A 25,336-nucleotide genomic window follows, 5' to 3' on the forward strand; every position below is an offset into this window, starting at 1 on the left:
CCAACACATGGCTCGAAACAAGGAAGCGGGAGATGATCGCCGCGTCGGCGCCGTGAGGAAGCGCTCCCAGATCAAGAACGAACTGACGGGCACATGGACGAAGCGAAACGACACGACCGGACGGTTTATGGACGTCAAAGAAGACGCGAAGCCGTTCAAAGGCGTGCGCAAGAAAGGAACCAAAACCATGGCGAAGAAAGTCGCAGCTAAGAAAGTCTCGGCCAAGAAGGCCGCCAAGAAGCCCGCAGCGAAGAAGACCACTGCTCGCAAGCCTGTGAAGCGTGTTGTGAAGAAGGCGCCGGCTCGCAAGGCAGCCAAGCGTCGCTAATTGCCCTTCCGGGCGTTAACGTTTTCGGACAGAAAACCGGGCGGCGGACCCTCGCGAGCGATGCGCTTTGTCGCGCAGCGGCGGTCCGCCGCCCCTTTGAGTCGGGGGCTTCAACCTGCTAAGCAGGCTGCGAATCTTAAGTATTGGGAGCCCCTCCATGAGCGACGCCGAAAGCCAGACTCGTATCGCGACAGCCAAGCTGATCCGCGACTACTACGACGCCTTCAACGCCGGCAACACCGACGGCATGCTTGGTTTCCTGACCGACGACGTGATCCACGACGTCAACCAGGGCGAGCGCCGCGTCGGGATCGAAAAGTTCCGCGCTTTCAATGCGCGAATGACCCACCACTACAAAGAGAAGCTCACCGAGCTCGTGGTGATGGTGTCCAAGGACGGCACGCGCGCCTCTGCGGAGTTCAACGTCAACGGTACCTACCTCAACACCGACAGCGAGCTCCCGCCTGCCCAAGGCCAGACCTACGTTCTGCCCGCCGGAACCTTCTTCGCAATCCGGGACGGCAAGATCGCGCGCGTCACCACCTATTACAATCTGACCGACTGGATCGCCCAGGTCGCCTAAGCGGCCCCTTGCGAAGCTTCCCGTGAGAAAGGAAACGCGATGAGCATCGACGTTCGCGCGCTGACCGGCGACGACATCAAGGCCGTGCTTCCCGACCTCGCTCGGCTTCGCATTGCCGTCTTTCGAGACTGGCCGTACCTCTATGACGGCACGCTCGAATATGAGGAAGAATACCTGGCAAAGTTCGCCAAGGCGAAGGGCGCCGTCTGCGTGATCGCACGCGACGGCGACCTCGTGGTCGGCGCCTCGACGGGTGCTCCCATGATCGAGCATGCCGACGAGTTCGGAGAGCCGTTCCGCAAGGCGGGCTACGATCTTTCCAAGATCTTCTATTGCGGCGAGAGCGTCCTCCTTAAGAGCCATCGGGGCCATGGGCTTGGCCACAAGTTCTTCGAACTGCGCGAGGCTCAGGCGCACAAGCTCGGCGGCTTCACGCACTCCACGTTCTGCCGGGTGGTTCGCCCCGACGATCATCCGCTGAAGCCCCAGGACTACATTCCGCTCGATGCCTTCTGGACGAAGCGCGGCTATGCGCCCGTTCCTGGCCTCACGGCCACCTACGACTGGAAGGACGTCGACCAGTCCGACGAGACCACCCACGTCATGCAGTTCTGGATGAAAGCGCTCTGATGGCGGCTCCGCAGTATCTCAAAGTTGCTTCCGCACAGTATCCAATCGGGCAACCAGCCTCCCTCGAGGAGTGGGAAGCCAAGATTACGCATTGGGTGGCGAACGGTGCGGCGACGGGCGCCGAATTACTGGTGTTCCCCGAGTATGCCGCGATCGAGCAGGCGGCCTGCTTCGGGCCGTCCGTCTACAAGGACCTCAACACCACGCTCGAGCGCGTCGCCGAGCTGGCGGACCAGCGCGTTGCTTTACATGCGGCGCTCGCGAAGACGCACGGCGTGCATATTCTTGTCGGTTCGGGCCCGGCAAAACATTCCGACGGCCGCTTCGTCAACGCCGCTCAGCTCGTCACGCCGACAGGCAAGGTTGGCGTGCAGGAAAAGCTGATCATGACCCCCTTCGAGCACAATTGGGGCGTCACGGCCGGAAGCCCGCTGCGGGTGTTCGAAACCGCTCTCGGAAAGCTTGCGATCCTGATCTGCTACGATAGCGAGTTTCCGCTGCTGGCCCGCGCAGCCGTCGAAGCCGGGGCCGATGCCATCCTCGTTCCGTCCTGCACCGAGCGCATCTCGGGCTACTTCCGCGTACGGACCGGGTCTCAGGCACGCGCGCTCGAAAACACCATTGTCACGGTGCAGAGCCCGACCGTAGGCGACGCGCCGTGGTCTCCGGCCGTCGATTTCAATGTTGGCGCGGCTGGCATCTACGTTCCGCCTGAGCACGGCGTTAGTGACAACGGCGTCCTGGCCGAGGGCATCCTGAATGCCGAGCAATGGGTGTCCGCTACGGCAGATCTCAGCGCACTTCGGCGTCTCAGGACGAGCGGCGAGATGCGCAACTTCGGCGACTGGCCCTCGCAACCCGGCGCCGAGCCGCTGAAGCATACCGTGGACGTGGTCAAGCTCATCTGAGGTGACCGCCAAAGCGCTGGTCGGGCTAACGCTCAGCTTTTGCGGTCCCGCCACCAGTCGACCACCGTCTCCCAAAATGCTGCGAGACCTACGGCCAGCGTAATGAGCAGGATCGCAACGACCATCTGGATGAGACCGAAGTTCGTTGCATCCTCGGCGACGAACCAGCCTGCGATCACAGCGGCCAAGAGCAAGAGCGGGCGCAGGAGCCAGTTGATGAAGGGCATGTTGTCCACCGGCCTACTTGTTGCGGTCGACAGGATAGCCCAATTGACGTCGCTCGCCAGTTGATACGCATCAATGGCGCGCCTCCCGCCCGTTCGAAGGCGTTAAGCATTAACTGCCGGTAGTCGAACCCCCTCCCCGCGCCTCACGGGGAGGGGTGTGTTTGCTATTTGAGCTTCCAGGTTACCGTCACACGCGCTTCAAGCGTCTCGGTGCCGGCTTCGACAGGTGCAAAGTCGGCCTTTGCTGAGCGCGCCATCGCCATAGGGCGCGGACCGGCGTAGTTGACCTCCTCTGCAATCGAGACGACCTCGCCAACTTCGGCGCCTGCCGCTTTTGCCAGAAGCTCGGCGCGGCGGCGCGCATTCGCAACGGCCTCCGTACGTGCTCCATCCTTGAGCGTCTCCGCCTTGCTTACCTCGAAATTCAGCCCGTTGATCTGATTGGCTCCGAGCGAAACCAGCTTGTCGAGCAGTCCGCCGATGGCCTTCAGGTCGCGCACGAGGATGCTGACCTGATTTGATACGCGGTAGCCGTTGATCACCGGCGGTTCGCCATCGCGCGGATTCGTGTAGCGCGGATCGACACTGAAATTGCTGGTCTGGATGTCCTTGGGATCTATGCCGGCCTCTTTCAGTCCGGAGATCACCTTCTTCATCAGCTCGGTGTTTGCCGAGAGCGCCGCTTCGGCGGTGTCGGCCTCGGCTGTGACACCGGACGAAAGGCGCGCCTGATCGGGCTCGGCGTAAGCGTAGCCCGTGGCAGACACGGTAATCAGGCGATCCATGGATTTGTCCTCGGCACGGAGCGGAGCGGAGAAAACGAAAAAGAGAGATGCCGCCGCCAGCAGAGCCGCGGGCCTCAACGTATTGGTCAGTCGCATGAATAACCTCCAGGTCTTGAAGGTTTGAGATAGGATATGTTCAGGGAGGAAAGAAGGCTAAGGCGGCCCCATTTGCAGGCCGCCGAGGCGACTGGACCCACCCGCGAACTCTGTTATAGAGGTCCGCTCAGCCCTGCTCGTGTCGAGCAATGGTCCCATGTCTCCCGGAGATCGTGGGATTTGGGGGCCCGTAGCTCAATGGTTAGAGCTGGCGGCTCATAACCGCCTGGTTCCAGGTTCGAGTCCTGGCGGGCCCACCAAATATATCAATCACTTACCTTCTCCGCAGATCCTTCCTGGTGCCTCGGGGCAGCAAAAGTTCGCTTCACTTAATGAGTAATAAGCTTCCAAACGTCAGTGCTGCGATAATTAGCAGTGTCGACTTCAGCAAAGCGCGCCGGATGCGATCACCGAAGCGATCAAAATCCACGGAACTTGCTGGCCGAGAATGAGCTCGGGTCGGCATGTGCTCTCCTATAATCACGAGTAAACTCGCTCCATCGTCCTTTTTCCGACAACGCGCTCTAGAACGACCTGAAGTCGCACGTAGCCCGCATTCAGAAGATCATACTCTTGCTTTTTATGCGTGGTGTCGGGGATGGAGTTTAGATCGTATGTCGAAGCTGCAAAGTGCAAGTGGCCAACATACTCTAAGCGCTTGTTCTTCCTACGCGTCCCGTGTTTGCACGTCATATCAGCCTTCTAAAGTTGACGCCAAACCTTGAGGCAACGGCTTTGACTTTAGCACCAAGTCGATGCGGCGTGCCGTCTATCGTCTGAACTGGGCATCGAGCGCCGCTCTGATCCATACGAGGGTCAGTGGGCTTAGTTGGCGGACGGAGAGATGCTCATAGCTAACTAAACCTCCAGCCGATATGCGAACTCCGGCATCGCATGCGATACCGGAGCCATACGTCGCAGCCGTTTGTCGAGCCTTACGGTAGTAGGTTCACGCCAGCCGAGAAAACGAACCTGCTATCGGCAAGGTCATTGTCGATCGTCGTGTCCCAATACCGAAGATCCATGAAAAACTTTTCGACCGTCAGCGTGACGCCAGCATTCCAATATGTGTACGAATCCTCGTTCAGCCAGTACCCGGTCGGGTAGTAGGTATTCGTGCCCGACTCCGAATGACCGACGAGCCCGCTGAGCGTCGGGTCGAAAATACCCAGCTTCGGTAGCGCATAGGAGAGCGACCCTTCGATCGAGACGTTCTTGGTTGCGGCGTATCCTTGATCGGGTTGAAGCCACAGAGTGGCGCCAACGGTCAGATCGGTTGTCGCCTTTGTTTTGGCGCCGATCTTGAACTCGAAATAGTCGACGTCCGTCGATGATCCGAGCGGACCACTGTCGCGATTGCCATAGATGTAATAGTACGCCGCGAGGTCCCAGTTGATCGGTCCGGTTTGCGGCCGGATTCCGAGGTAGACGTCCTGCTCCCAGGAACCGAGAACTCCGTAGTCGATATTGCTCGTCCAGAGCGCCGCATACGCAATGCCGTAGCTGAGCTCGGCATAGATGTTCACCGTCGGGTCCTGGTTCGTGTAGGATAGCCCGCGAAAAATGTAGTCGCTTGCGCCCGTGATGCTCACGGCCTGTCCGAATGCCCTTTCCTCAGCTGTCGCGGCGTTCGCCGCAACACCAAGCGCAAACACCCCCGCGCCTACGCCTTGAAGTACCCCCCGTAAAGTCATGTCATTCCTCTTTTCGCCATGATGATCCGTGCGCGAAGGCGCAACCGGTGCAAATTGTCGTTGATGTAAACAATTGAAGAGCGCCGGCTCGAATGCCGGCGCTCTGTCGTGGGATTAAGCTGGATAGCCGCCCGTTCGAGACCCGCGCAGAAAGCGCTTGGTCAGCACGTAATGAACCAAGCCCGCGACAAGGCAGGATGGGACTGATGCGCTGATCCAGTTAAACAGCGCGTTGTGCGCAGTGAGGGACATCGGATTGAAAAGCGCGTAGTAGACGATGCCTCCGACGAACAGCGCAACAAACGCGATCCAATTCACTCCGCCCCAGAACGCGTAGTCTCCCTCCGGCGCATCGCTATAGAGATCACGCGTGTTCACACGCCCCCGTCTTAGGAGGATGTAGTCAACTGCAGTGACACCCGAAAGCGGTGCAAATCCGAGGGCGGTCCAGGCAAGAAACACAAAGAACTTGTCGTAAACCTGGGCCGGAAAGAACGAGACGACGATGACCGGTATGAACAGCGCGCCCGTTAAGATGCCCCAAGGAATGTTCTCGAAGTATCGTCCTCCGGCCTGCCGCATCGCGAGGCACATCCCGTAGAAGATGCTCACAATGGCGGTGATGTTCGCGAGACCAATGAACAACAGCACTGAACAGCCAATGACGGCTCCGCCCAACGGAATCATCCACGCCGTGGGATCGAAGTTGCCGAGGCTCAAGGCCGCTAACAGCCCAATCGTCTCGCCGACAACTGCGGCCGCAAAAATCCCGACGAGGTTGGGCCACAGAGCCGCGCGTGGCGTCTTGGTGAAGCGCGAGATGTTTCCGAGGATGGGCCACCATCCGAAGCTTGCGGCGAGATTGATCTCGACGGCGACCATAAAATTGGTCTTCGGATCGTCGAATGGCTGCAGTGCAGGCGCCGCGGCTATCGTGCTCCACGACTTTTCTCCGAAGAGAAGAAGCAGAATACCCGCGCATAGGATGAGCTTTCCGGGCCCTACAATCCGGTTCAACCATTTGACGGCCGTGGGGCCCTTCCAAAGCAGGACCCACGAGACGACGATGGCGACCATCGCCAACCAAGTCACGCCGATGTCGTTCGGACCGATGCCGGTCGCCATCGTGGAGTTCGTAACCTCACTTATCGCGCGGCCGAACATGATCGATAAGACCGACGACCAGCCGACGCCATAAATTGCAAGGAAGATGCAAACGAGCAGCAGCACGCCAACGCGTCCGAAAACACTGCGTGCGAACGTGAACTGCTCCACTCCGTATTTGCTCGTGCCCAAGCAGACGCTGACCGAGACGATCGAGACACCGATAATGTTGCCAATGATGATTGCGGCAATTCCGTCCCAGGCTCCGACGAACATGGCGGTTGTCCCGCCGAGCAGAAAGGCCCAGGTGGCGACCGCGATGCCGATGTTGACCAACGAGTGGTCAAAGAGTCCGAGCTGTCGCTCCTCCTTGAGAACCGGTAGCGTTCCGTACTCTGAGCTCGCCCCTGTGAAGTTCGTTTCCGACATTGCCATGATCACCCCCCCGACTTCATCACGACGGTGATCACAGCGATAAGAACTGCGGCGCCAAACCATAGGACCAGTTCCCATCGAGAGATATCGGCCCTGGCGGGGTCGTCGTAGCCGTCTCGAAGCACGACATCGAGACGGCGGTTCAGTTCTTTGTCGATTTCACTTTCGTAGGTCCCGCTACCTTTCATGAGTCTCCTCCCGAGGTTTTTTTCTCATTCTATTTATTTGGTAGTTGGAGGCGTCCATCGGGCGACGAAATCCGAAGGTCGTCCCTTTTTCGCGGCGACATCAAAATGAACTGCGGCTATCTCCTTAGTTGCGATGCGATCGCCAGCATCAGATGTCGAGTACCAACACGTCGGTCAGCGCGCGCGAGGCGCAAATCATCATCGTCTTTTTCCTTTGACGGTCCTCCTCCGTTAACAGGGTGTCCCGATGATCCACGAGCCCCTCCAACACCTTCGTCTCGCACGTTCCGCAAAACCCCTCGCAGCACGAGTAGCGAATTGCGGGATCAATCTTTAGAAGCTCGGTCAGGATCGTGGAGCCTGCGGGGATAAGGACGCGCCGTCCTGATCGCTTCATGACCACCTCAAACGCCTTGTCGGCGTTGATATCTTTTGTTGGGGTCGCGCTCGTCGGAGCACTGAAGCGCTCGATGCGGAGCGCAACGTCTTGCCTTTCGCCGCACAATTCGGCGAGTTCATCCAGCATGCTGCTGGGACCGCACGCGTAGATGACGGATCCGGTTTCGGCCTGCTTCACAAGCTCGCGCAATTTGAGCTTGTCTGTCTCGCCTGGAGCGAGCGTAACGTTTTCTCGTGGTAGCCGTTTGACTTCGTCGAGAAGCCCCATCGATGAAAGCGAGCGGCCCGCGTAGTACAAGTGCCAGCTGCTGTCTTTGACCGCGTTTGCCATCGGCAGGATGGGGGTGATACCGATGCCGCCAGCGATGAAGATGTAGCTTTGTGCTTTTTCGAGCGCGAAGTTGTTGGCTGGGGCCGTGGCCTTCAGGATGTCGCCCAACCTGAGATTCGAATGGATCTCGCGCGATCCACCGCGCCCGCCTTCGACATCCTTGACTGCAATTCTATATTGCGCGCCGTCTTCCCCTCCGCCGTACAGTGAGTACTGCCTTGTTCGACCGGAGGGCAGATGGAGTTGGATGTGTGCGCCTGGCTCCCAATCCGGCAGGCGACGCCCTCTGGGATCAGCCAGCACCAAGGAGATTACCCCGTCTGCTTCGCGCCGCAAGCAGTCGACGCGAAGCTGAATGTCGATGTCTGACATGTTGAAATCCATCAGCTGATCGAGCGATAAATCGGCATAGCTTGCGAGGCGGGGCTACTCCGCCGCCTCGCTGTGCACGTAACCGAACCGCTCTTGGATCTTGTCAACGACGTCCATGACCGCGCGGCGGTAGTTCAGCGTGAGAATGTCTGCCGAGCAGGAGAACTCTCTCACCTTGCCGTCGAGAGGTACCTCTTTGGGGACAATCCTGCTGACGATGGGTGTGTCTTCGTCAAACACCTTTGTTTCAAGCGCCAGGATTTCATCCGCGCTTCCGTGCTTGAAATCCGAAGCCGTTGCGCTTCCCCAGTAGATAATCGCGCTTTCCGGTCCGACGGGAGACGGGAAGTCGACGAGGTATCGGTGGCCACCCTCGCCGTAGTCGTAGAGGATTGTCGCGATGCCGGGGGCGTATGCATGATAGTGCATCCAGGCATCTCCCATCGAGGAGAACTCGGATCCCGGTATGCTCGGGTAATGTATGGTGGTCGAGAGTTCGCGCCCGCGGCGATTGATCTGCATGGCATCGACGATGGGGCTGACCTTCCCCATGGAGCCTGCGTGCACGAATGCAAAATGCGCCATGTCGTTGAAGTTTTCCGTCGCGGCCATGAAGCCGATCGGAACGGGGATAGGCTCCGCTGCGCGCCAATCCAAATCCAGATTCTGAATTTCCGGAGGGTTCGGAAGATCGAACATCGGCTCTTCCAGACACGTCCATACGTGCGCGAAGCGCTCGATTACAGGATACGCGCGGATCGCCGGGGCGTTGGGCGGGAATTTCGCGGGATCTGGAAGCGCAGGAATGCCAGTGCACTTTCCTGTGCCCCCGTCGAATGTCCAGCCGTGATAGGGGCAGCGCACTCCGCTGTCGCAGACTTCTCCAATTGCCAAGTCGCCACCACGGTGAACGCAGTAACGATCCGTGACCCGGGCATTTCCGTCTTTGTCGCGGAAAACCACCAGGTCCTTTCCGAGCAAAACAGCGGATTTCGGTTTTGAAATATCCTGGCTACGAGCCACGACAAACCAACAGTGCTGATAGGCCTGCTGAAGTGCGGCCTTGGAATAACGGCTCACGTTGAAGTCTCCCGCATGTATTTTTTTGTGGCCATTTTCGGCCGTTGAAACCGCGGAGTTGCCAACTCCGAGAACAATTGAGGCCACGGCACCTTTCGTGGCGTCTCCTCTGCTCTTCAGATCAGCGTAAGTTGAGCCCGATGGAGGAGCTTGGCATAATGCGCATTCGGGATGCGGCATATGACAAGTAACTCAGACAGTGTCATTGCACCTTCAGATGGCGTGCATTCGCGTGGGACTCAGCGCCACCGCGTTTCTACGCGTCTCAAGACGGATGGTTCGACACCATTCCCGTGTCACACTGTCTGCGAACGACCGGAGGTTGATCGGTGCGTCAAGCGTCAGCTAGGTCTTCTGCTAAGAGCGCGCCATCAGCACGCGAGGGGGGAGCGAAGGAACACAAAGGAGAGGTGTCGTGTCCGGTGGCCTTGCTGCTTATCCCCGGCGCGACAGACCTCGACTTGACGCTCCACATGGAGCTGTTCCGCGTGGCCAATGGACTTCTGAATGAGAAGTTTTTTCGCGTGGATATTCTTACGATAGGAAACCAAGACGTTACGCTTGCCAATGGTCGCGTCGTTTCTCCAACGGCATCCCTCAATCAATTCGGCGAATACGCCCTTTCCATCGTTCTTTCTCATATTCATCCCGCGCCGGCCCTGCTTCCTGCAATACACGTAGCTATCCGAAAACTTGCAAAGGCCTCTTCCCTTATCGCGGCTGCTGATCAAGCACCGCTGCTCCTAGCCAGCGCAGGCATATTGAATGGGAAGGTTGCGACTTGTCACGTCGATCTCCTACTTGCGGCACGTGAGAGCTTTCCCGCGGTCGAATTTCTGGATCGCTTGTCTGTTCAGGACGGCAATATCCTCACCTATCCCGGCCATCTGTCGAGCGTCGACGCAATGACAGCATATATTTGCTCCGCTCTTGGCGAGGAGTTCGCCGAGGCGCTTTCCGTTGAAATGATCTCCACCTCGCCCCGCTCCTCCCAATCGTCACAGCGCAGCACGAAGAGCCTTCTCGAGAGAATAGGCGATCATCGCGTGCTTGAGGCGATCGAAGTCATGCGAGCGAACATCGAAGTGCCTTTGAGCATTCCCGATATCGCAAAACGCGTTGGCGTTTCGACAAGGTGCCTCGAAGTCCTGTGCCGAAATGAACTGGGATCCTCCCCGCAGCTCTTCTACATGCGCGAACGCGTCAACCACAGCTGCTCGCTGCTCCTGTTCAGCTCGCTCTCGATAACGGAAATATCCTGTGCTTGCGGGTTTAGCTCCGGAGCATCGTTTTCACGTGCCTTTTCGGATCTGATCGGAAGCTCTCCAAGCGATTATCGTAGGAAGCACGGCAACAAGATTGCTCCGGCTGTCCTCCTGAAAGAGCGCGCCCCGCGCAAGGCCGAACCGAATCCGCGCGACAGCAACTCTCCCCGCACAAAAGAGCTGTAGCCATTCCCGCGAGAGAGCTGCGCCTGCGCCGATCCGCAAAAAAAACGAGAGAAGAAGGACAACTTGGAATGATGAGCATTTCACTTGCCGAGGAAACAGCAACCGGACGGAGGACGGTACCCGAACAGCTTATTGGATGCTGGAAGCGGCACAGCATCAGTTTCCCGGATGGATCCGTCGATCGCGAGACACAAGTTATCTGGCTGCAAACGGCGTCCGGCGTCGCAGACATGCGCATTTCCGCGACGCGACCCGATCTGCGCCATCGCGACGGACTCGCTGATTGCAAAAAGGGCGACTTGTTGGCGTTGGCCGAGCAAGACTGCTTCGCCGCGACAACTCTATTCAATCCGGTTTCGACGCCTCGTCCTTTGGCCTTTTGGCCGCCGTCTCTCGATCTCTTGCGGTTCCAGCCGGTCATTAGCTTTCCTGAGCCAGGCTGGCTCGAGTGGAACAGCGATGGGAGCGTTATGATGGAGTATGCGCCGAGCGGAGCCTACGAAGAGGATTGGCGCCTTCTCGAATCCGAGCCCGACTTCGCAGTAAATCTCGTCAAGTCAGGCGATGGCGCAACGGACTGTCTCTACGTGACGGGAAACCATGCGATCCGGGCCCGCAGCAGACGCAACTCCATCGCGCAGCAGAGGCGTCTTGTCGACATTGCGCAGAGCCTGGGCGACAACCTTGATGCCATTCGCGAAATTCTGGATTGCGAATTTTCTTATGCGCGACGGGATGCGTCATCGCGCGATTTCACAATCGAGCTTTCGACGTTGCCTTGGCTCGAAGGACAAAAAATCTGCTCCGATTGGATCTATCGCATCAGCCCCCGCGCGGCTTTTGCCGCGGACCCTGATGGAAACGTCTGGAAGGTGGATACGCTGTGGCGACGAAATCATGCGGCGAAACTTGCACCGGGCAACTGAATGCGAAGCAGGAGCACGGAGCTGCGGCCCGTGCTCCCATCTGCTACAGCACCCATCGCGTGGTCGGCTCCAAAACCTCGATGAGCCGGAACCCACTCCGTAAGGAACGGAAGCCAAAAGCGGGCGGCAGCAGAGGAGAGATGGGCAAAGAGCTAGACAAGAGCGCTTAAAATCTGCTAGAACAAAACATGAACAATCTTGATGTCCAAGCCTTCAACGTCAGGCTTTCGCTTTGCACAGACAAACCGCCCGTTATCGTTCGTGAAGTCGTCGCTGCTCCTGGACATGGCATCGCGGCTGTCGGCTTCGGCCTGGCTTTGGCGGCACAGACACTCGCATCGGACCCGCGTGGCGCCCTGCTGCTGTGGGTGAGAGAAGCTGCGGCAACTACGGAAACAGGTGATGCCTATGGTCCTGGCTTGGCGGGGTTCGGCCTTTCTCCGGACTGTATCCTCATCGTTGAGACGCGCACGCATCTCGAAGCGCTCCGCGCCGCACTCGAAGGTGCGCGTTGCGAGGCTCTCGGCGCCGTCGTTGTCGAAACGATGGCGCCGATCGACCTGACGGCCAGTCGAAGGTTGAAGCTCGCCGCGGAGAAATCGGGCGTTGCGATCGTGCTCGTGCGGCTCGGGGGCCAATCCGTTCCGAACGCCGCGCAGGTTCGCTGGCGCGTGCAGGCTGCTCCCGAGGTGGCCAAGCCGGATGGGACGCGATGCGCGGCTTTCGAACTAGCCGTGCTGAAGAGCACGACGGGATTCGATGGGAGAAGCGGCATCGTGGAGTGGGATCATGAGCGGCTTTGCTTTGCGCAGACGCTATCTTTGCCTGTGGATGCCCTTTCTGGCATCGGACCGATGGCAGCGTGACACGAGAGGCAGCGAGTCTTCGCCGTTGGTTTTCGTTGCCAAGACGAAAAACATTTTACATCTGGTCGGGGTCGGTCCCAGAGCACGGTCGCTCGGCCTGCAATCCGGCATGACACTCGCCGATGCACGCGCCCGCATTCCCGGACTGCGTGCCGTGACCGCCGATCCATCGGCAGACGCGGTTTTCATCGAACACCTTGCCGATCTGGCGCTGGCTGTTACGCCATCGGTCGCCTTGGACCCACCTGACGGGCTCGCACTCGACATAACAGGATGCAGCCATCTTTTCGGAGGCGAGACGGCGCTCGCCGCACGTCTGCGAGACGTTTTGCGTACCGCTGGCGTGTCCGTCGCGAAACTCGCAGTTGCGTCCACACCTGACATGGCGCGCGCGTTAGCGCGCTTCTCTCGCACGACCCCATGCTTTGCCGATGACAATAGTCTGGTGCGCGAACTCCCGGTCGCAGCGCTCGAATCCACACAGGAAGACACGACGGCTTTAAAGCGGGCGGGTCTCAAGACCATTGCCGACGTCGCCAACCGGCCGTCGCTACTCTTCACCGCCCGTTTTACGCCGGCTTTCACGACGAAACTCGCCCGCGTGCTCGGCGAAGAGGACAGACGTATCTCACCTCTCCGCAAGCCGGCGCCTTACAGAGCCGAGCAGCGCATTCCCGAGCCGGTTACCAGCCACGATGCCATCTCGGGCATCCTTGCCGAACTGTCTGCGACTGTCAGCGATCGGTTGACCACGCATGGCTTGGGAGGACGGCTCTTCGAAGGGACGTTTTTGCGAGCGGACGGCGCTGTCCGTCGCATCCGCATCGAGACCAGCCGCCCGACGCGCAATCCCGATGTGATCATGCGCCTCTACCGCGATCGCCTCGATGGGCTTTCCGACCCGCTCGATCCTGGATTTGGCTTCGACATGATCTGCTTCGAGGCTGTGCAAGTCGAGCCCTATACGGAAAGCCAAGCCACGCTTGATGCGCACCATGATCGCAAAGAGAAGATTGCTCAACTCGTCGACCGGCTTACCGTCATGCTGGGCCGCGAGCGCGTGATGCGATTGCGGCCCGTCAATAGCCATATCCCTGAACGTGCGCAGTCCGTGGCGCCGGCCGCACTCGTCGCAACCTCAAGGGAATGGGCAAATCTTCCGCCCTCCTCCGATAGCAGATTGCGTCCAGCGCTTATCTACGCGCGACCGCATCCGATAGAAGTCGAGGCGCGCAGCGATGACGCGCTTACTGGCTTCCGTTGGCGCCGCGTCACGCATCGTGTCGCGCAAGTGACTGGCCCCGAGCGGATTGCAGAGGAATGGTGGCGTACCCCATTGGGCTACGGCACGCGCGACTACTATCGTGTCGAAAACTCAGACGGTCGTCGTTTCTGGATTTTCCGAGCAGAGGCACCCGCCGACGGCGAACGTGATCGATGGTTCCTGCATGGGCTCTTCCTATGATGTCCTACGCAGAACTCGCTACGACTACGAATTTCTCATTTCTGCGCGGAGCCTCCCATCCGGAGGACCTCGTCGCGCGTGCCGTGTTGCTTGGCCATACCGGCATCGGCATCACCGATCATAATTCTCTTGCAGGCGTCGTCAGGGCTTACAGCGCCCTTGAGGATTTGCGCCGTGAAGGATTGCCAGCGGCGCATAAAATCCGCGAGGGATCGGGCCCCGGAGAGTACGCTTGGGTCGCCAACGCTAAAACCGACGACTGGGCTGCCATCTCGGAAGAGATAAAAGCCCGCGCCCATCGCTTCAAACTTGCCGTTGGCACTCGCTTGATGTTCTCCGACGGCTTTCCCGACATCATCGCCTATCCGCGCAGCCGCGATGGCTGGGCGCGGCTGTGTCGCCTACTCACGTCCGGCAAGCGCAAGACAACAAAAGGCAATTGCATCCTGCAGCGTCAGGACTTGCTATCCGATTGCTCCGAACTTCTGCTCATTGTTATGCCTCCCCCGGCGCTCGATGACCTCGAAGCGCACGTCCGCGCCGTTGCGGAGGCTGCGCTTGGAAACACCTGGCTTGGGGCCAGTGTCCATCTCAAGGGAGACGATCGGCGACGCCTGGGTGACCTGATGAGCGTCTCTGCTGCAGCCAAGGTTCCCCTGATCGCCATCAATGACGTGCTTTACGACGCGCCGGAGCAACGGCCGATCCAGGACGTCTTGACGTGCATTCGCGAAGGTTTGCTCATCGAGAACGCCGGCAGGAGACTCGAAGCCAATGCTGAGCGCCACCTCAAGTCGCCGTCGAAGATGGCGCTGCTGTTTCGCGACTGTCCCTCCGCGATCTCTGCCACGCAGGAGCTTCTTCAGCGTGTCGCTTTTTCACTCGGGGATCTCAAGTACGAGTACCCCGATGAGCCTGTCCCGACAGGCTGGACACCGCAGTCATGGCTCGATCATCTCACGTGGGAAAAGGCGAGAGAGCGTTATCCGGCCGGGGTGCCGGATAAAGTACAGCAGCAGTTGGCGGAGGAACTGAAGCTCATTGCGCAGCTCGATTACGCGCCGTATTTTCTTACTGTTTACGACGTCGTCAACTACGCAAACCGAAACGGCATCCTTTGCCAGGGCCGGGGATCTGCGGCGAATTCCGCTGTCTGCTACGTGCTCGGCATCACATCGGTCGATCCCAGCCAACACAACTTGCTATTTGCTCGCTTCATCTCGAGCGAGCGTCGCGAGCCGCCTGACATCGACGTCGATTTCGAGCATCAGCGGCGCGAAGAAGTCATCCAATACATCTACAATCGTTATGGACGCGAACGCGCCGGCCTGGTGGCGACAGTGATCCGTTATCGCCCCCGCAGTGCCATCCGCGAAGTTGGCAAGGTGTTAGGGCTGAGCGAAGACACAACCGCCCGGATTGCCGGAACCGTATGGGGGAGCTGGGGATCAAATATTTCCGAACAGCATCTCCAGCAAGCCGGCATAGACCATCGCAACCCCGTGATCGGGCGAGCTATTGCGCTTGCCACACGCATCCTTGGTTTTCCGCGGCATCTCTCGCAGCATGTCGGCGGGTTCGTGCTGGCGCGCAATCGACTCGACGAGATCACTCCTATCGGCAATGCCGCGATGGACGAACGCACTTTCATCGAATGGGACAAGGATGACATCGATGTTCTCGGCCTGATGAAGGTCGACGTACTGGCGCTCGGCATGCTGACCTGCATCCGTAAGGCGTTCGAGCTCATAAAAACGCACGAAGGCATAAGCTACGACCTTGCGACGACGCCTGCCGAACAGCAGGACGTGTACGCGATGCTGCAAGAGGGAGATTCAGTCGGCGTCTTCCAGGTCGAAAGTCGCGCACAGATCAACATGCTGCCGCGCTTGAGGCCTGAAAAATTTTACGATCTCGTCATTCAAGTCGCGATCGTGCGGCCGGGGCCCATCCAGGGCGATATGGTGCATCCTTACCTGCGTAGGCGAAAGGATCCGAAGGAAGTGACGTTTCCCTCCCCTGCTCCGCCGCATGATCCGGACGAACTTCGCAACGTGCTCTCGCGAACCCTGGGCGTTCCACTCTTTCAGGAACAGGCTATGCAGCTTGCCATGGTCGCCGCCAAATTCACGGACGCGGAGGCCAATCAGCTCCGCCGCGCCATGGCGACGTTCCGGAACGTCGGCACGATTCACAAGTTCGAGTCTCTGCTTGTGGAGCGCATGGTGCACCGGGGCTATGATCGCGACTTCGCACAACGCTGCTTCGAGCAGATCAAGGGGTTCGGCGAGTACGGCTTTCCAGAAAGCCACGCGGCGGCGTTTGCCAAGCTCGTTTACGTTTCCGCTTTCATCAAATGCCGCTATCCGGCGGCGTTCGCTTGCGCGCTGCTGAACTCGCAACCTATGGGATTCTATGCTCCGGCCCAGATCGTCCGCGATGCGCGCGATCATGGCGTGGCGGTCTATCCGGTCGATGTCAACGAGAGCGATTGGGACAATACGCTGTGCGTTGGCCCCGATGGCAAGATGGCGATGCGGCTCGGCTTTCGGCAAATTGACGGATTATCCGAGGACACGTGCAAGCCTCTGATCGCCATGCGCCGGAACGGCTACGCCGACGTGGATAGCCTCGCTCGCCGCACCCGCCTACCGCAGCGGGTTTTGCGTTTGCTCGCCGATGCCGACTGTTTTCTCTCCATCGGCATCAATCGTCGCGACGCGTTATGGGCGGCACGGCGCCTGCCTGACGCCGACGTCCTGCCGCTGTTTGCAGCAGCACATGAACCGGACATGGCCGAAGAACCCGATGCCCGGTTGCCGCCGATGTCGCTTGGAGAGAACATCGCTGTGGACTACCAGACCTCGCGGCTCTCACTCAAAGGCCATCCAATGGCGTGCCTGCGAGCGCTATTCCAGAGCGAAGGCATCGTCTCTTGCTCTGAACTCGCTGCGCAACGCGACGGAAGCCGAGGGAAAGTCGCCGGTGTCGTGCTCGTGCGGCAGCGGCCGGGCAAAGGGAATGCAATCTTCATAACCCTGGAAGACGAGACGGGAATTACGAACGCCGTGCTGTGGTCACGCACCTTCGAGAAGTTTCGTAATGAAGTGATGGGTGGTCGTTTACTCCTGATTGAAGGCAAGGTGCAGCGCAGCCCAGAGGACGTCATCCACCTCATGGCCGAGCGCATCATCGATCGCACAGGGGAACTCGCCCGCCTTTCCGAGACACACGAACCGACGATAGCGTCATCATCCGAAGACGAAGCTCTGCATCCGCAGGTCCCGCGCAGCCGCCATCCTCGTAATGTCCGGATTCTGCCCGGCTCACGTGATTTTCACTGATCGGTAAAGCAGGCGAGTCTACTCGAACACATCAGGCCGTGCAGCGGAGCCGTTTGTCGGCCGCACTGTCTTGCGTGTTGCATGTGCGCACGCCCTATCAAGGGCAATCACACCGAATTTCGCGGTTCAGAAGGAACACCGGTGAACACATACCCCGATCCATAGACCGCCTTGAACGGCGGGGGGTGACTGCTCACCGCTTCAATCTTGCGTCTCAGGCGAAGCACGACGGCGTCCAGATTACGCGGCTCGCCGCCCGGGCTCAAGTGACTGCGCTTCTGAGGGACATGCGGCGCAGCCATCAGCGGCTTGAGGAATGCAATTTCCGTGGCCGTCAGCGATACGACACCGCCATCGGGCGTCAAGAGTTGCCAGAGCATTTCGTCAACGCGCCAGGCAGGTGCCGCGGCGTCCGCATTTTCGGTCAGAGACGGTCGCAGGCGACGCAGCAGATTGCGGCAACACGCTTCAATCTCTCGCAGCGATGTGTCCTTGACGAGATAGATGTCGGCTCCAACGCCAAGCCCTGCCAGTCGATGCGCCTCGTCCCCAAATGCGGTGAGCATGATGATTCCGACCGACAGGCCGTACCGTTGGCGAGCCGCCGCCGCCACGGCAAATCCGCTGCCGTCGGGCAAAGCGAGGTCGAGCAGGATCAGGTCTGGCCGTGCGCGCTCGAGCAAATCGAGACTTTCCCGGCACGTCGCTGCCTGATCAACCTGAAAGCCGCGGGCGAGAAGAAAATCGACGAGGTCGATCCTTAGCGCCGGCTCGTCCTCCACCACCAGCACATGCCCGTCATACTGCATGGGCGGCCCCCAGAAGTGCCACCGTTGCAACGGCTCCGCCGCCTACACGCGGCTCCAGTGTGACGCTCCCGCCGTATCGCGTGACGAGCGTGCGAACCGTATAGAGGCCCAAGCCCGTGCCCGCCGTTCCGCGGGTGTTAGGTGCGCGAAAGAACTTTTCGCCGAGCCGCATCCTATCTTCTTCGGAGCCAAGCCCCACGCCTCGATCCTTTACCGTCAAATAGATCCATCCGTCGTCGGTATGCAGCGCGACATTGACCGGACTGTGCGGGGCTGAATACTTCAGCGCGTTATCGACGATATTGGAGAAGATGATGCCGATCATCTTCCTGTCTCCGGTCATTGCCAACTGCTTGGGCAGGTCAAGCACGATGCGGGACGAGTTCGCAAGCGACCTAATCTCTTGAGCAAGGTCAAAACGTTCCGTTCGCTGCTCATGACTTGTACCACGGGCATGGACAAGAAATTGCTCGACCAAGGCGCTCATGCGCGTGGCCGCAGAACGGATCTGGGAGATTCGCCGCGCGCTGGCCGGGTCGGCCGAGACATGGCCTCCCTCGAGGAGTTCGCTGGATCTCGACACGATCGCGAGCGGCGTGCGCAATTCATGGCTCAAGATCAGAAGCTGGGCGCGTTCGTCTTCAATGCGGGCCAGCAATTCCGCGCGCAGTCTCACCCCGACGAGAATGGCCGTCATCACCCCTTTGACCAGAAAGGACAGGAGGTGAAGGAGCAAATAGATCTCCTGGTAGGGGTTGGCATCGAATAGGCCACGCGGAGGGGCAAACCACACCCCGACAGCCCAAGCTGCACAGGTCGCAGCAACGGCGCTCCACCACGCCACCGTAACGCGCCGCAAGACCACCGGCTGTTCGCGGTCTCGCAGGAATAGAAGAGCGCAGCACGCGTAACAGACCGCACCGAACAGAGCCAATAGTGAGATGCGAAGCGTAATGTCGTCGGGCCGGAACCAGAGCATCAAAGGCCAGGAGATCCCGACGCCTGCCAACGCGAATGCCTGCACACGACGTGGAACGGGCTGACCTAGAAAGCGCGCGAACCCTTCCAGCATGAGCACGGCGGCGACGGCCAACAAAAAGTTGCCGAGCCAGATGCCGAGAAACGGAGAGACTGCGGGGGCAATCCCCCGCACGAGCAATCCGGCTCCTCTTGCGGCGAATGTCAACGCCAGAGGCAACATGCCCGGTACCTGCGGTTGCGCACGCCACAGCAGAAGCCCGCAGAGGCAGAAAAGAGTATCGGAGAGGATTGAAACAACGAAGATCGTCTTGACGTCCAGCATGCCACGCGCATGCTTAAGCCCTTTGCCCGCAATGGCAAGATGCTTCATGGTAAGTTTTCGTCAGATTTAGTCACATAAAGTAAGTGTTCGAGTATCTTTGGGAGAACTACACGACCCACCCTGCTGGTGGGTGCACGTTATTTGGCCATTTCTCGTGATCTCAAGCGCTGAATCTGTTACGGCGCGACAATACTAAATGCATCTGCGCCTTAGCCTCTGTTCGTGTCCATGATTTCCTTCTTTCGTTTGCCACCTGCACATCTGTTTATTTTGCTGACTGCCGTCGCGATCTGCGGTGCGGTTATCGCGCTCGTTATTTCCGATGCCGATCCCGCGTCGCTTCTAACGTTGCGTACCGTCAGTGTTAGCGGCGGCAGCGCCGGCGATACGCGCTACAATCTTCCCGGCATTTTTGCTTTCGGCGTGCTCGCTGCCAGCGTGTGTGGTGGCGTTGCGCTTCTCGGCCGGCTTGTCCTGCCACTCATTCATCGTGATGGACAGGTCTCCATAGATCGCGTCGCATCAACGACCGAGGCTTTCGGACGTGAACTTGCCAACGTCCTAGCCATCATCCGCTCAGATCTCGCAAACAGAGAGGCGTACCGGAATTCGCTTGCCAACGCGCAGGCGCGACTCGTGAGGCTCACAGAGGCTGAGCAAGTTCGTGTCATTGCCAGCCTCCTTGTTGCGGAAAACGAGCGCATGCGTCTCGCGAGTGTGGACGACAAAGGCAAAATTGAAGCCTGTGCGCGTGAAATAGAATCCCTTCAGACACGCCTTCGCGGAGCCGAGGAGGAAACGCTCAAGGATCCGCTGACGGGTATCGGCAATCGCCGTCTCTTCGATGCCGCGATGAAGAGAGCAGTTGATACCGGCAATGCGGACCAGACACCGCTCTCGTTGATCATGTGCGACATCGACCACTTCAAGCGCGTCAACGACGTGTTTGGGCATCACGTGGGAGACGAAATCATCAAGGCGCTTGCGGGCATCATAGAGGCAAACGTTCGCGAGACCGATAGCGTTGCCCGGTATGGCGGGGAGGAGTTTGCTATCATCCTGCCGGGAACGAAGCAGCACGTTGCCAAGGAGATGGCGGAACGCATCCGGCGCAAGTTCGGAGCCAAGCAGTTTGCGATCCGCAAAACGAACCAGAAGATCGGTCAGGTCACTGCGTCATTCGGTGTCGCCGAGCACCGTCCAGGAGACGACGCCCAGACGTTCGTCCAGAGAGCTGACGCGAAGCTTTACGAAGCCAAGGCGCGCGGGCGCGATCGCGTTGCCGATTTTGGCTAGCGCCCGTGGGCGCGCGCTCGCGGCTTCCAATGCAAGTTCGGGCGCCCCTAGAACTGCCCATGAAGGCGGGCTGCGAACACAGAGACCGGACCTCTATCGGCGTTGTAGCCGGGATTGTCGATGAACTGATAGTCCAAGGTCAGCGAAACCGGATCGCAGAGCGGCAGCATGTAGTAGGTCTCAAAAATGCGCTCCTCGCTGTAGTTTAGCTTTCCATCGCCGATCAGGAGCCCCAATCCGCCAGCCCCAATCCATTCGCGGTGTGGCTCAGATATCGCGTTGATTGCGCCGCCGATACCTATGACATCATTGGGCCGCCCCCACGCCTCTCCCTTGAGACGCAACCCGATCGAAGCGCTTGAGTCGATGTCCGTGAACGACATGATCTCGCTTCGACCGTCAGACCAGCTGAGCCGCGCAAAGATGCCCAGAGTGTCGCTAAGAGACTGTTCGGCTCCGATCACAAAACCGAACTTCGTGCGCGTGTGTCGGGTCTCAACAATCGTGTCGTTGGGGTCGGCGCCGGTGCTTTCCGACAACGCCAATGACTCGTCATAGTTGCCCGCGTTGGCGCGACTCAACCATCCGAGCCACCGGAGCTTTCCTGGCTGAGAAAAGAGGTTATATCGCTGCTCGAGTTCGGCGACGTACTGCCCGCGCGCGAAAATATCCCAATCCAGCTTCTCGACGTTCGATTTCACGGGCACGAGAAAATATCCGAAACGGAGTGCCCAATCCTTCCGGTTGAAATCGAGCGCGATTCCGTACGTGTACCCCTTGAGATCGGCCGCGTAGTCGAAGCCCCCCGCCTCCCAAAGGGACCAGTTGAAGAACGTGGTCCGCGGATCGTGCGCATAGGTATTGTCGTCGAATAAGTCGGTAACGGAGAGCTTGCCGACCGTTACGGTTGCCCGTGATATGTCGCGCTTACCGCCCAGCTGATTGAACTCGTCTTTCACATCTTCCTGCTCTCCGCCGAAACCAAAAGTCTGGCGGAAGAATAGGCGCGCGATGTAACCGACCGGCGCTTCCGTTCCCCCCTTTTGTGCTTCCCCGTTTACGAAGCCTGCAACACCGTGCGTGCTCGACAGACCGAACCCCTGAAAAAGCTCCGGATTGACGTAAAGTTCGCTGCCCTCCGCGAGACGAAGTCCGGCGGCGAGTGTGACAGTCCAGGTTTCGCGCGCTTCGCCATCTGGATCGAGGCTATTTTCGCCCTCGTAGGGCGAGCGGAACGGCGCGGCTCCCTGTCCGATGAAGGTCGACTGACCGTGAAAATTGAAAGCGGGTGTGTTCGACCCGGCATGAGCGGTGTTGTCGACGCCCACGTTCTGCGCATACGCCATGCCATGAGAGATGACGGCGAACCCAACTGCCCATGCGGGTATTCCGAACATGGGAGCGCGCATCTCTGCCGACCTCGCTGCCCGATTTCAAATGAAGGCTCGGACGAACTCGACTCGAATTTCCGGAAACGTTACCAGCACGATTGGCATGCTACAACGCCGAGACAATTGACCCTTCAGACGGTTCCTACAGCCCGCGCCTGAAAGACCCGCATCGCATCCCGGGACAGCGCATTTTCATACAAAGATTTATTGTAGGGCATTCCATTACCCCCATTGGAAACACGTTTTACGCGGCTTAGCTCAGAAGAAAAGCGCCCGCGACCGCGCTTGCATTCCCAGCATGAGCGCGGCCCCGCACTTCAGCCTGGGAAGCGCAACACCACGCGTCGTAGCAAGCGGCATCTTCACAGGCGCATTCGCAATACCCACGATCGATGACGGACCGCCGTCGATCGAAGCGATCAGCAGCTCCAACATCAACGTTGGAGGCCAAACGATCGATATCTCGGATCAATCCGCCGTTGTGCGCGGGATCGGACTTGTCCGCTCCATGGATGATTTGCGCAACACGATGCTGACACAGCAGAACGGCCTCGCCATAAGAGTCGTGGATGTCGCTACAGTCTCGGTCGGAAGCCAACCGCGGCTCGGCATCGTCGGCAAGGACAACGATGACGACATCGTACAAGGAATTGTCCTCATGCGTCGCGGTGAGAAGAGCTTACCGACAATACAGCGCGTCAGCGAGGAGATCGACAAAATCAACTCGAGCGATATCCTGCCGCCGGGTGTCGAGATCAAGCCGATCTACGACCGTCGCGGCCTCATAAATGTGACGACGCACACAGTGCTGCACAACATGGTTGTCGGCATCGTACTTGTGTTTCTGTTCCAGTGGCTGTTTCTCGGCAACCTCACCAGCGCGGTTATCGTTGCCTCGACCATTCCCTTCGCGCTCGCGAGTTTCATCCTTTCAGCAGACGCTGTTGCCGAACCACCAGCGCCGCTCTCCGCTCGCATGACACGCGAAGAGGTTCTCGAAATCCTCGGGGCGCCGGAATATGAGCGTCTGGAACGCAACAGCGTGAGGTGTCTCGCGTACCGAACGCGCCTCAGCGATCCACGCTTTCCGAAGCCACTTATTCCGCGTGATGGGCTCGTCGGGGCGATGCAGCGGGGCATGCTGGTCGGTGCGGAGTACGTCCTCTATTCGGAAATCAGCGAGAGCTGTTCAAGAATGGCCAGCACCTGGGATCACCCGCCCGATGGCTACACGTGCTTCAGGAAATTCTGGCTCGGCTGCTGAAGCCTTTACTCCTTTGGACACATTCATGCCGGCGAGCTAGCCGCAAGCACGTGCCTCTGTGCACCGTCGGCTTCGTTTGCGGCGGAACCACGCACGACGCGTCATCGGGCCACTACCCTCTAGCGACCGTATTGATGAATATCTACGTCTACTTTAGATCTTCACTCTCCTTGACCTCAGGCTGGTGCCCGCATGCCTCTTCTCACACGCCGTAAGTTTTTGGCAGCATCCGCAATGGCGGGAGGCTATGCTGCGGGGTTGGGCATCGCCGGGCGGTTCGGTCTTGCAGCACCGCTACCGACGCAGATCCTCAAGGCGCACAAGACAGAAGCGCAGCTTTCGGATTCCGGACCAACCAAGAATGTACTGACCTACGGCGATGCAGGCATGCCGCCGACGCTTCGCCTGACCAAAGGCAAGCCGTTCGCAGCTCAACTCATCAACGCGCTTGACGAACCGACGACGATCCATTGGCACGGCTTACGGATCGCGAACAACATGGATGGCGTTCCATTTCTGACGCAACCCTACGTCAATGCGGGCGAAAGCTTCGACTACGCGTTCACCCCGCCGGATGCCGGAACCTTCTGGTATCACCCTCACTGCAACACCCTCACCCAGATGGGCCATGGCCTCACCGGCGTGATCGTCGTCGAAAATCCCGACGATCCGAAATTCGATGGCGAAGTTGTTCTGAACTTGCGCGACTGGCGCCTCGGCAAGGACGGGCAGTTCATTGCTCAATTTCTGCCGAGAGATGCGGGCAAATCGGGAACGTTCGGGACAGTTCGTACGGCCAACTGGATGGGAGAGCCCCAATACGATGCTCCAGCTGGGGGGCTCCTGCGCCTGCGCATTGCGATTACGGATGTGACGCGGATCTATCGGATGAACATGGAAGGCGCCGATGCCGCCGTCATTGCCATCGACGGGAACCCTGTACCTTCCCGATTCCCGCTCGACTCTCTGATGCTCGGTCCCGGACAGCGTGTGGATCTGGCTGTGCGGATGCCCGATGCGGAGGGCGCAATTGCGATGTTGAAAGACACGCGCGGCACGAGTCCCAAGACAATTGCAACATTCCGCGCCGTCGGCAGCTCTCTCAAACGCGATCTTCGCGACCTCACTCCCCTTGCAGAAAATCCGGTCGCTAAGGCGGACGTCGCAACAGCACGCCGCATCTCGCTTGCACTCAGCGCCACGGCCGAGTCTACAGCGGTCGACAGCATCTGCGGATCACTTGGCTACAGCTTCTGGGCTATCAACAAGGTGCCGTGGCCAGGAGACACGCCGGATCCGACGGCACCTCTCGCGGAACTGAAGCTCGGCAATAGCTACATTCTCGACCTCGAGAACCTCACGCCGCACGTACACCCAATCCATCTTCACGGAATGAGCTTCACTGTGCTCGCGTCATCGACGCGAGAGGTGGCGCCGCAAGTAACCGACACGTACTTGATCAACGCGGATGAGAAGGTGCAACTCGCTCTGGTCGCCGACAATCCGGGCGATTGGGCCTTTCATTGCCACATCATCGAGCATCAGAAGACGGGAATGTCCGGCTATTTGCGCGTGACTTGAGAAGCATGTCGAAATACGCGCGCCCCACATCGACATGGGCCGATGCGCCTCGCGCCATTGCACAGGCGGAGCCCGTTCGAATTAGAATCCGGCTTTATGGTGCTTTTTTAAGTCCTTTGGCGCAGGCGGGAGTAGCGCCTGGTTCAACGGCTGGGCCAGCTCGTAGTCGATATCGAGGCGCGGGCATCCCATACCGGGCAACATGGTGTTCAACGTCTCGATGCGTTCGCGCTCGCGCGACAGCTCCTTTTGTGGGTCTTCCGGCTTTTCGGGATGCTTCTTCGTGCTCGAGAATTGCTTGAAGCCGTTGTCCGGGTGGGCCTTGAGGGCTTTGAGCGTTTCAATCTGCCCTTGCAGATCTTTTGTGATGGCGGCGCACGCACCACCCTCCGAGGGTGGTGCGGCGCTTGGGGGGGTGGAGGAGAGACTGCAGGCTACAGCGGCCGAAGCCGCGAGGAGCACGCGCCCGCAACGCATGGT

Annotated in this window: 22 protein-coding genes, 1 tRNA gene and 1 pseudogene; 13 read left to right on the top strand and 11 right to left on the bottom strand. The window is 59.2% G+C overall.

Annotated features, from left to right (window positions below):
- Positions 1–7: 7 nt before the first annotated feature.
- From VHO05_RS17765 to VHO05_RS17780, 4 genes are all read left to right on the top strand, one after another.
- Complete coding sequence (locus VHO05_RS17765; protein ID WP_329647948.1) at positions 8–328, top strand: hypothetical protein; 321 nt, start codon at positions 8–10, stop codon at positions 326–328.
- Between the two features lie 157 nt (positions 329–485).
- Positions 486–911 carry a ketosteroid isomerase-related protein gene (locus tag VHO05_RS17770; RefSeq protein ID WP_329647949.1) on the top strand — a complete coding sequence of 142 codons (426 nt, stop codon included), beginning with the start codon at positions 486–488 and terminating at the stop codon, positions 909–911.
- Positions 912–950: 39 nt separating this feature from the next.
- Positions 951–1,541 (top strand): GNAT family N-acetyltransferase, encoded by a 591-nt coding sequence (locus tag VHO05_RS17775; RefSeq protein ID WP_329647950.1) that lies wholly within the window; start codon positions 951–953, stop codon positions 1,539–1,541.
- On the top strand, positions 1,541–2,449 hold the full coding sequence (locus VHO05_RS17780) for a carbon-nitrogen hydrolase family protein (RefSeq protein WP_329647951.1): 909 nt from the start codon (positions 1,541–1,543) through the stop codon (positions 2,447–2,449). Before VHO05_RS17775 ends, VHO05_RS17780 begins: the two co-directional genes overlap by 1 nt.
- Positions 2,450–2,481: 32 nt before the next feature.
- Here the strand turns inward: VHO05_RS17780 and VHO05_RS17785 are convergent, their stop codons facing one another.
- Together VHO05_RS17785 and VHO05_RS17790 are read right to left on the bottom strand one after the other, a co-directional pair.
- On the bottom strand, positions 2,482–2,676 hold the full coding sequence (locus tag VHO05_RS17785; protein WP_329647952.1) for a hypothetical protein: 195 nt from the start codon (positions 2,674–2,676) through the stop codon (positions 2,482–2,484).
- Positions 2,677–2,840: 164 nt separating this feature from the next.
- Complete coding sequence (locus tag VHO05_RS17790; RefSeq protein WP_329647953.1) at positions 2,841–3,557, bottom strand: SIMPL domain-containing protein; 717 nt, start codon at positions 3,555–3,557, stop codon at positions 2,841–2,843.
- A gap of 184 nt (positions 3,558–3,741) precedes the next feature.
- Between VHO05_RS17790 and VHO05_RS17795 the strand changes: the two genes are divergently transcribed.
- A tRNA-Ile gene (locus tag VHO05_RS17795) sits at positions 3,742–3,817 on the top strand.
- A gap of 675 nt (positions 3,818–4,492) precedes the next feature.
- Here VHO05_RS17795 and VHO05_RS17800 read toward each other — a convergent pair.
- From VHO05_RS17800 to VHO05_RS17820, 5 genes are all read right to left on the bottom strand, one after another.
- Positions 4,493–5,251 (bottom strand): TorF family putative porin, encoded by a 759-nt coding sequence (locus tag VHO05_RS17800; protein WP_329647954.1) that lies wholly within the window; start codon positions 5,249–5,251, stop codon positions 4,493–4,495.
- A gap of 114 nt (positions 5,252–5,365) precedes the next feature.
- Positions 5,366–6,790 carry a cytosine permease gene (locus VHO05_RS17805; protein ID WP_329647955.1) on the bottom strand — a complete coding sequence of 475 codons (1,425 nt, stop codon included), beginning with the start codon at positions 6,788–6,790 and terminating at the stop codon, positions 5,366–5,368.
- Positions 6,791–6,792: 2 nt separating this feature from the next.
- Positions 6,793–6,978 (bottom strand): hypothetical protein, encoded by a 186-nt coding sequence (locus tag VHO05_RS17810; protein ID WP_329647956.1) that lies wholly within the window; start codon positions 6,976–6,978, stop codon positions 6,793–6,795.
- 148 nt (positions 6,979–7,126) lie between these two features.
- Positions 7,127–8,080, bottom strand: coding sequence for a PDR/VanB family oxidoreductase (locus VHO05_RS17815; RefSeq protein WP_329647957.1), 954 nt, complete (start codon positions 8,078–8,080; stop codon positions 7,127–7,129).
- 54 nt (positions 8,081–8,134) lie between these two features.
- Positions 8,135–9,160, bottom strand: coding sequence for an aromatic ring-hydroxylating dioxygenase subunit alpha (locus VHO05_RS17820; RefSeq protein WP_329647958.1), 1,026 nt, complete (start codon positions 9,158–9,160; stop codon positions 8,135–8,137).
- 422 nt (positions 9,161–9,582) lie between these two features.
- Here VHO05_RS17820 and VHO05_RS17825 point away from each other — a divergent pair, with 422 nt between their 5' ends.
- The 5 genes from VHO05_RS17825 to VHO05_RS17845 all read left to right on the top strand — a co-directional run bounded on the left by VHO05_RS17825 (position 9,583) and on the right by VHO05_RS17845 (position 17,212).
- Positions 9,583–10,611: a GlxA family transcriptional regulator gene (locus tag VHO05_RS17825; protein WP_329647959.1), complete on the top strand. Its 1,029-nt coding sequence runs from the start codon at positions 9,583–9,585 to the stop codon at positions 10,609–10,611.
- Between the two features lie 68 nt (positions 10,612–10,679).
- On the top strand, positions 10,680–11,537 hold the full coding sequence (locus VHO05_RS17830; protein ID WP_329647960.1) for a hypothetical protein: 858 nt from the start codon (positions 10,680–10,682) through the stop codon (positions 11,535–11,537).
- A 188-nt stretch (positions 11,538–11,725) separates the two neighbouring features.
- On the top strand, positions 11,726–12,403 hold the full coding sequence (locus VHO05_RS17835; protein WP_329647961.1) for a hypothetical protein: 678 nt from the start codon (positions 11,726–11,728) through the stop codon (positions 12,401–12,403).
- Positions 12,369–13,868, top strand: a complete 1,500-nt coding sequence (locus VHO05_RS17840; protein WP_329648198.1) for a DNA polymerase Y family protein — start codon at positions 12,369–12,371, stop codon at positions 13,866–13,868. Before VHO05_RS17835 ends, VHO05_RS17840 begins: the two co-directional genes overlap by 35 nt.
- Positions 13,865–17,212 carry an error-prone DNA polymerase gene (locus VHO05_RS17845; RefSeq protein ID WP_329647962.1) on the top strand — a complete coding sequence of 1,116 codons (3,348 nt, stop codon included), beginning with the start codon at positions 13,865–13,867 and terminating at the stop codon, positions 17,210–17,212. Before VHO05_RS17840 ends, VHO05_RS17845 begins: the two co-directional genes overlap by 4 nt.
- Before the next feature lie 107 nt (positions 17,213–17,319).
- Here the strand turns inward: VHO05_RS17845 and VHO05_RS17850 are convergent, their stop codons facing one another.
- Together VHO05_RS17850 and VHO05_RS17855 are read right to left on the bottom strand one after the other, a co-directional pair.
- Positions 17,320–18,021, bottom strand: a complete 702-nt coding sequence (locus VHO05_RS17850) for a response regulator transcription factor (protein ID WP_329647963.1) — start codon at positions 18,019–18,021, stop codon at positions 17,320–17,322.
- Positions 18,011–19,372, bottom strand: a complete 1,362-nt coding sequence (locus VHO05_RS17855; RefSeq protein WP_329647964.1) for a HAMP domain-containing sensor histidine kinase — start codon at positions 19,370–19,372, stop codon at positions 18,011–18,013. The genes VHO05_RS17850 and VHO05_RS17855 overlap by 11 nt, the downstream gene beginning before the upstream one ends.
- Positions 19,373–19,594: 222 nt before the next feature.
- On the opposite strand from VHO05_RS17855, the gene VHO05_RS17860 reads away from it, so the two are divergent.
- Positions 19,595–20,620 (top strand): GGDEF domain-containing protein, encoded by a 1,026-nt coding sequence (locus VHO05_RS17860; RefSeq protein WP_329647965.1) that lies wholly within the window; start codon positions 19,595–19,597, stop codon positions 20,618–20,620.
- A gap of 47 nt (positions 20,621–20,667) precedes the next feature.
- Here the strand turns inward: VHO05_RS17860 and VHO05_RS17865 are convergent, their stop codons facing one another.
- Complete coding sequence (locus VHO05_RS17865) at positions 20,668–22,029, bottom strand: carbohydrate porin (protein ID WP_329647966.1); 1,362 nt, start codon at positions 22,027–22,029, stop codon at positions 20,668–20,670.
- Positions 22,030–22,432: 403 nt separating this feature from the next.
- Here VHO05_RS17865 and VHO05_RS17870 point away from each other — a divergent pair.
- Together VHO05_RS17870 and VHO05_RS17875 are read left to right on the top strand one after the other, a co-directional pair.
- A pseudogene (locus VHO05_RS17870) lies at positions 22,433–22,927 on the top strand (efflux RND transporter permease subunit); the annotation flags it as partial.
- A gap of 540 nt (positions 22,928–23,467) precedes the next feature.
- Entirely contained in the window at positions 23,468–24,856 is a 1,389-nt protein-coding gene (locus VHO05_RS17875) for a multicopper oxidase family protein (protein ID WP_329647967.1), read from the top strand.
- Between the two features lie 81 nt (positions 24,857–24,937).
- Here the strand turns inward: VHO05_RS17875 and VHO05_RS17880 are convergent, their stop codons facing one another.
- Positions 24,938–25,333, bottom strand: coding sequence for a hypothetical protein (locus VHO05_RS17880; RefSeq protein ID WP_329647968.1), 396 nt, complete (start codon positions 25,331–25,333; stop codon positions 24,938–24,940).
- Between the last annotated feature and the right edge of the window lie 3 nt (positions 25,334–25,336).

Origin of the sequence: Hyphomicrobium sp. (assembly GCF_036262015.1) — a bacterium.
Classification (GTDB): Bacteria; Pseudomonadota; Alphaproteobacteria; order Rhizobiales; family Hyphomicrobiaceae; genus Hyphomicrobium_C.

What these genes read in the sequence shown, in the direction of transcription:
- VHO05_RS17810 (WP_329647956.1), bottom strand. Translation starts at nt 6,978, where the DNA reads ATGAAAGGTAGCGGGACCTACGAAAGTGAAATCGACAAAGAACTGAAC.
- VHO05_RS17880 (WP_329647968.1), bottom strand. Translation starts at nt 25,333, where the DNA reads ATGCGTTGCGGGCGCGTGCTCCTCGCGGCTTCGGCCGCTGTAGCCTGC.
- VHO05_RS17775 (WP_329647950.1), top strand. Translation starts at nt 951, where the DNA reads ATGAGCATCGACGTTCGCGCGCTGACCGGCGACGACATCAAGGCCGTG.
- VHO05_RS17875 (WP_329647967.1), top strand. Translation starts at nt 23,468, where the DNA reads ATGCCTCTTCTCACACGCCGTAAGTTTTTGGCAGCATCCGCAATGGCG.
- VHO05_RS17815 (WP_329647957.1), bottom strand. Translation starts at nt 8,080, where the DNA reads ATGTCAGACATCGACATTCAGCTTCGCGTCGACTGCTTGCGGCGCGAA.
- VHO05_RS17865 (WP_329647966.1), bottom strand. Translation starts at nt 22,029, where the DNA reads ATGCGCGCTCCCATGTTCGGAATACCCGCATGGGCAGTTGGGTTCGCC.
- VHO05_RS17785 (WP_329647952.1), bottom strand. Translation starts at nt 2,676, where the DNA reads ATGCCCTTCATCAACTGGCTCCTGCGCCCGCTCTTGCTCTTGGCCGCT.
- VHO05_RS17845 (WP_329647962.1), top strand. Translation starts at nt 13,865, where the DNA reads ATGATGTCCTACGCAGAACTCGCTACGACTACGAATTTCTCATTTCTG.
- VHO05_RS17830 (WP_329647960.1), top strand. Translation starts at nt 10,680, where the DNA reads ATGATGAGCATTTCACTTGCCGAGGAAACAGCAACCGGACGGAGGACG.
- VHO05_RS17790 (WP_329647953.1), bottom strand. Translation starts at nt 3,557, where the DNA reads ATGCGACTGACCAATACGTTGAGGCCCGCGGCTCTGCTGGCGGCGGCA.
- VHO05_RS17835 (WP_329647961.1), top strand. Translation starts at nt 11,726, where the DNA reads ATGAACAATCTTGATGTCCAAGCCTTCAACGTCAGGCTTTCGCTTTGC.
- VHO05_RS17855 (WP_329647964.1), bottom strand. Translation starts at nt 19,372, where the DNA reads ATGAAGCATCTTGCCATTGCGGGCAAAGGGCTTAAGCATGCGCGTGGC.
- VHO05_RS17840 (WP_329648198.1), top strand. Translation starts at nt 12,369, where the DNA reads ATGCCCTTTCTGGCATCGGACCGATGGCAGCGTGACACGAGAGGCAGC.
- VHO05_RS17770 (WP_329647949.1), top strand. Translation starts at nt 486, where the DNA reads ATGAGCGACGCCGAAAGCCAGACTCGTATCGCGACAGCCAAGCTGATC.
- VHO05_RS17850 (WP_329647963.1), bottom strand. Translation starts at nt 18,021, where the DNA reads ATGCAGTATGACGGGCATGTGCTGGTGGTGGAGGACGAGCCGGCGCTA.
- VHO05_RS17800 (WP_329647954.1), bottom strand. Translation starts at nt 5,251, where the DNA reads ATGACTTTACGGGGGGTACTTCAAGGCGTAGGCGCGGGGGTGTTTGCG.
- VHO05_RS17780 (WP_329647951.1), top strand. Translation starts at nt 1,541, where the DNA reads ATGGCGGCTCCGCAGTATCTCAAAGTTGCTTCCGCACAGTATCCAATC.
- VHO05_RS17765 (WP_329647948.1), top strand. Translation starts at nt 8, where the DNA reads ATGGCTCGAAACAAGGAAGCGGGAGATGATCGCCGCGTCGGCGCCGTG.
- VHO05_RS17805 (WP_329647955.1), bottom strand. Translation starts at nt 6,790, where the DNA reads ATGGCAATGTCGGAAACGAACTTCACAGGGGCGAGCTCAGAGTACGGA.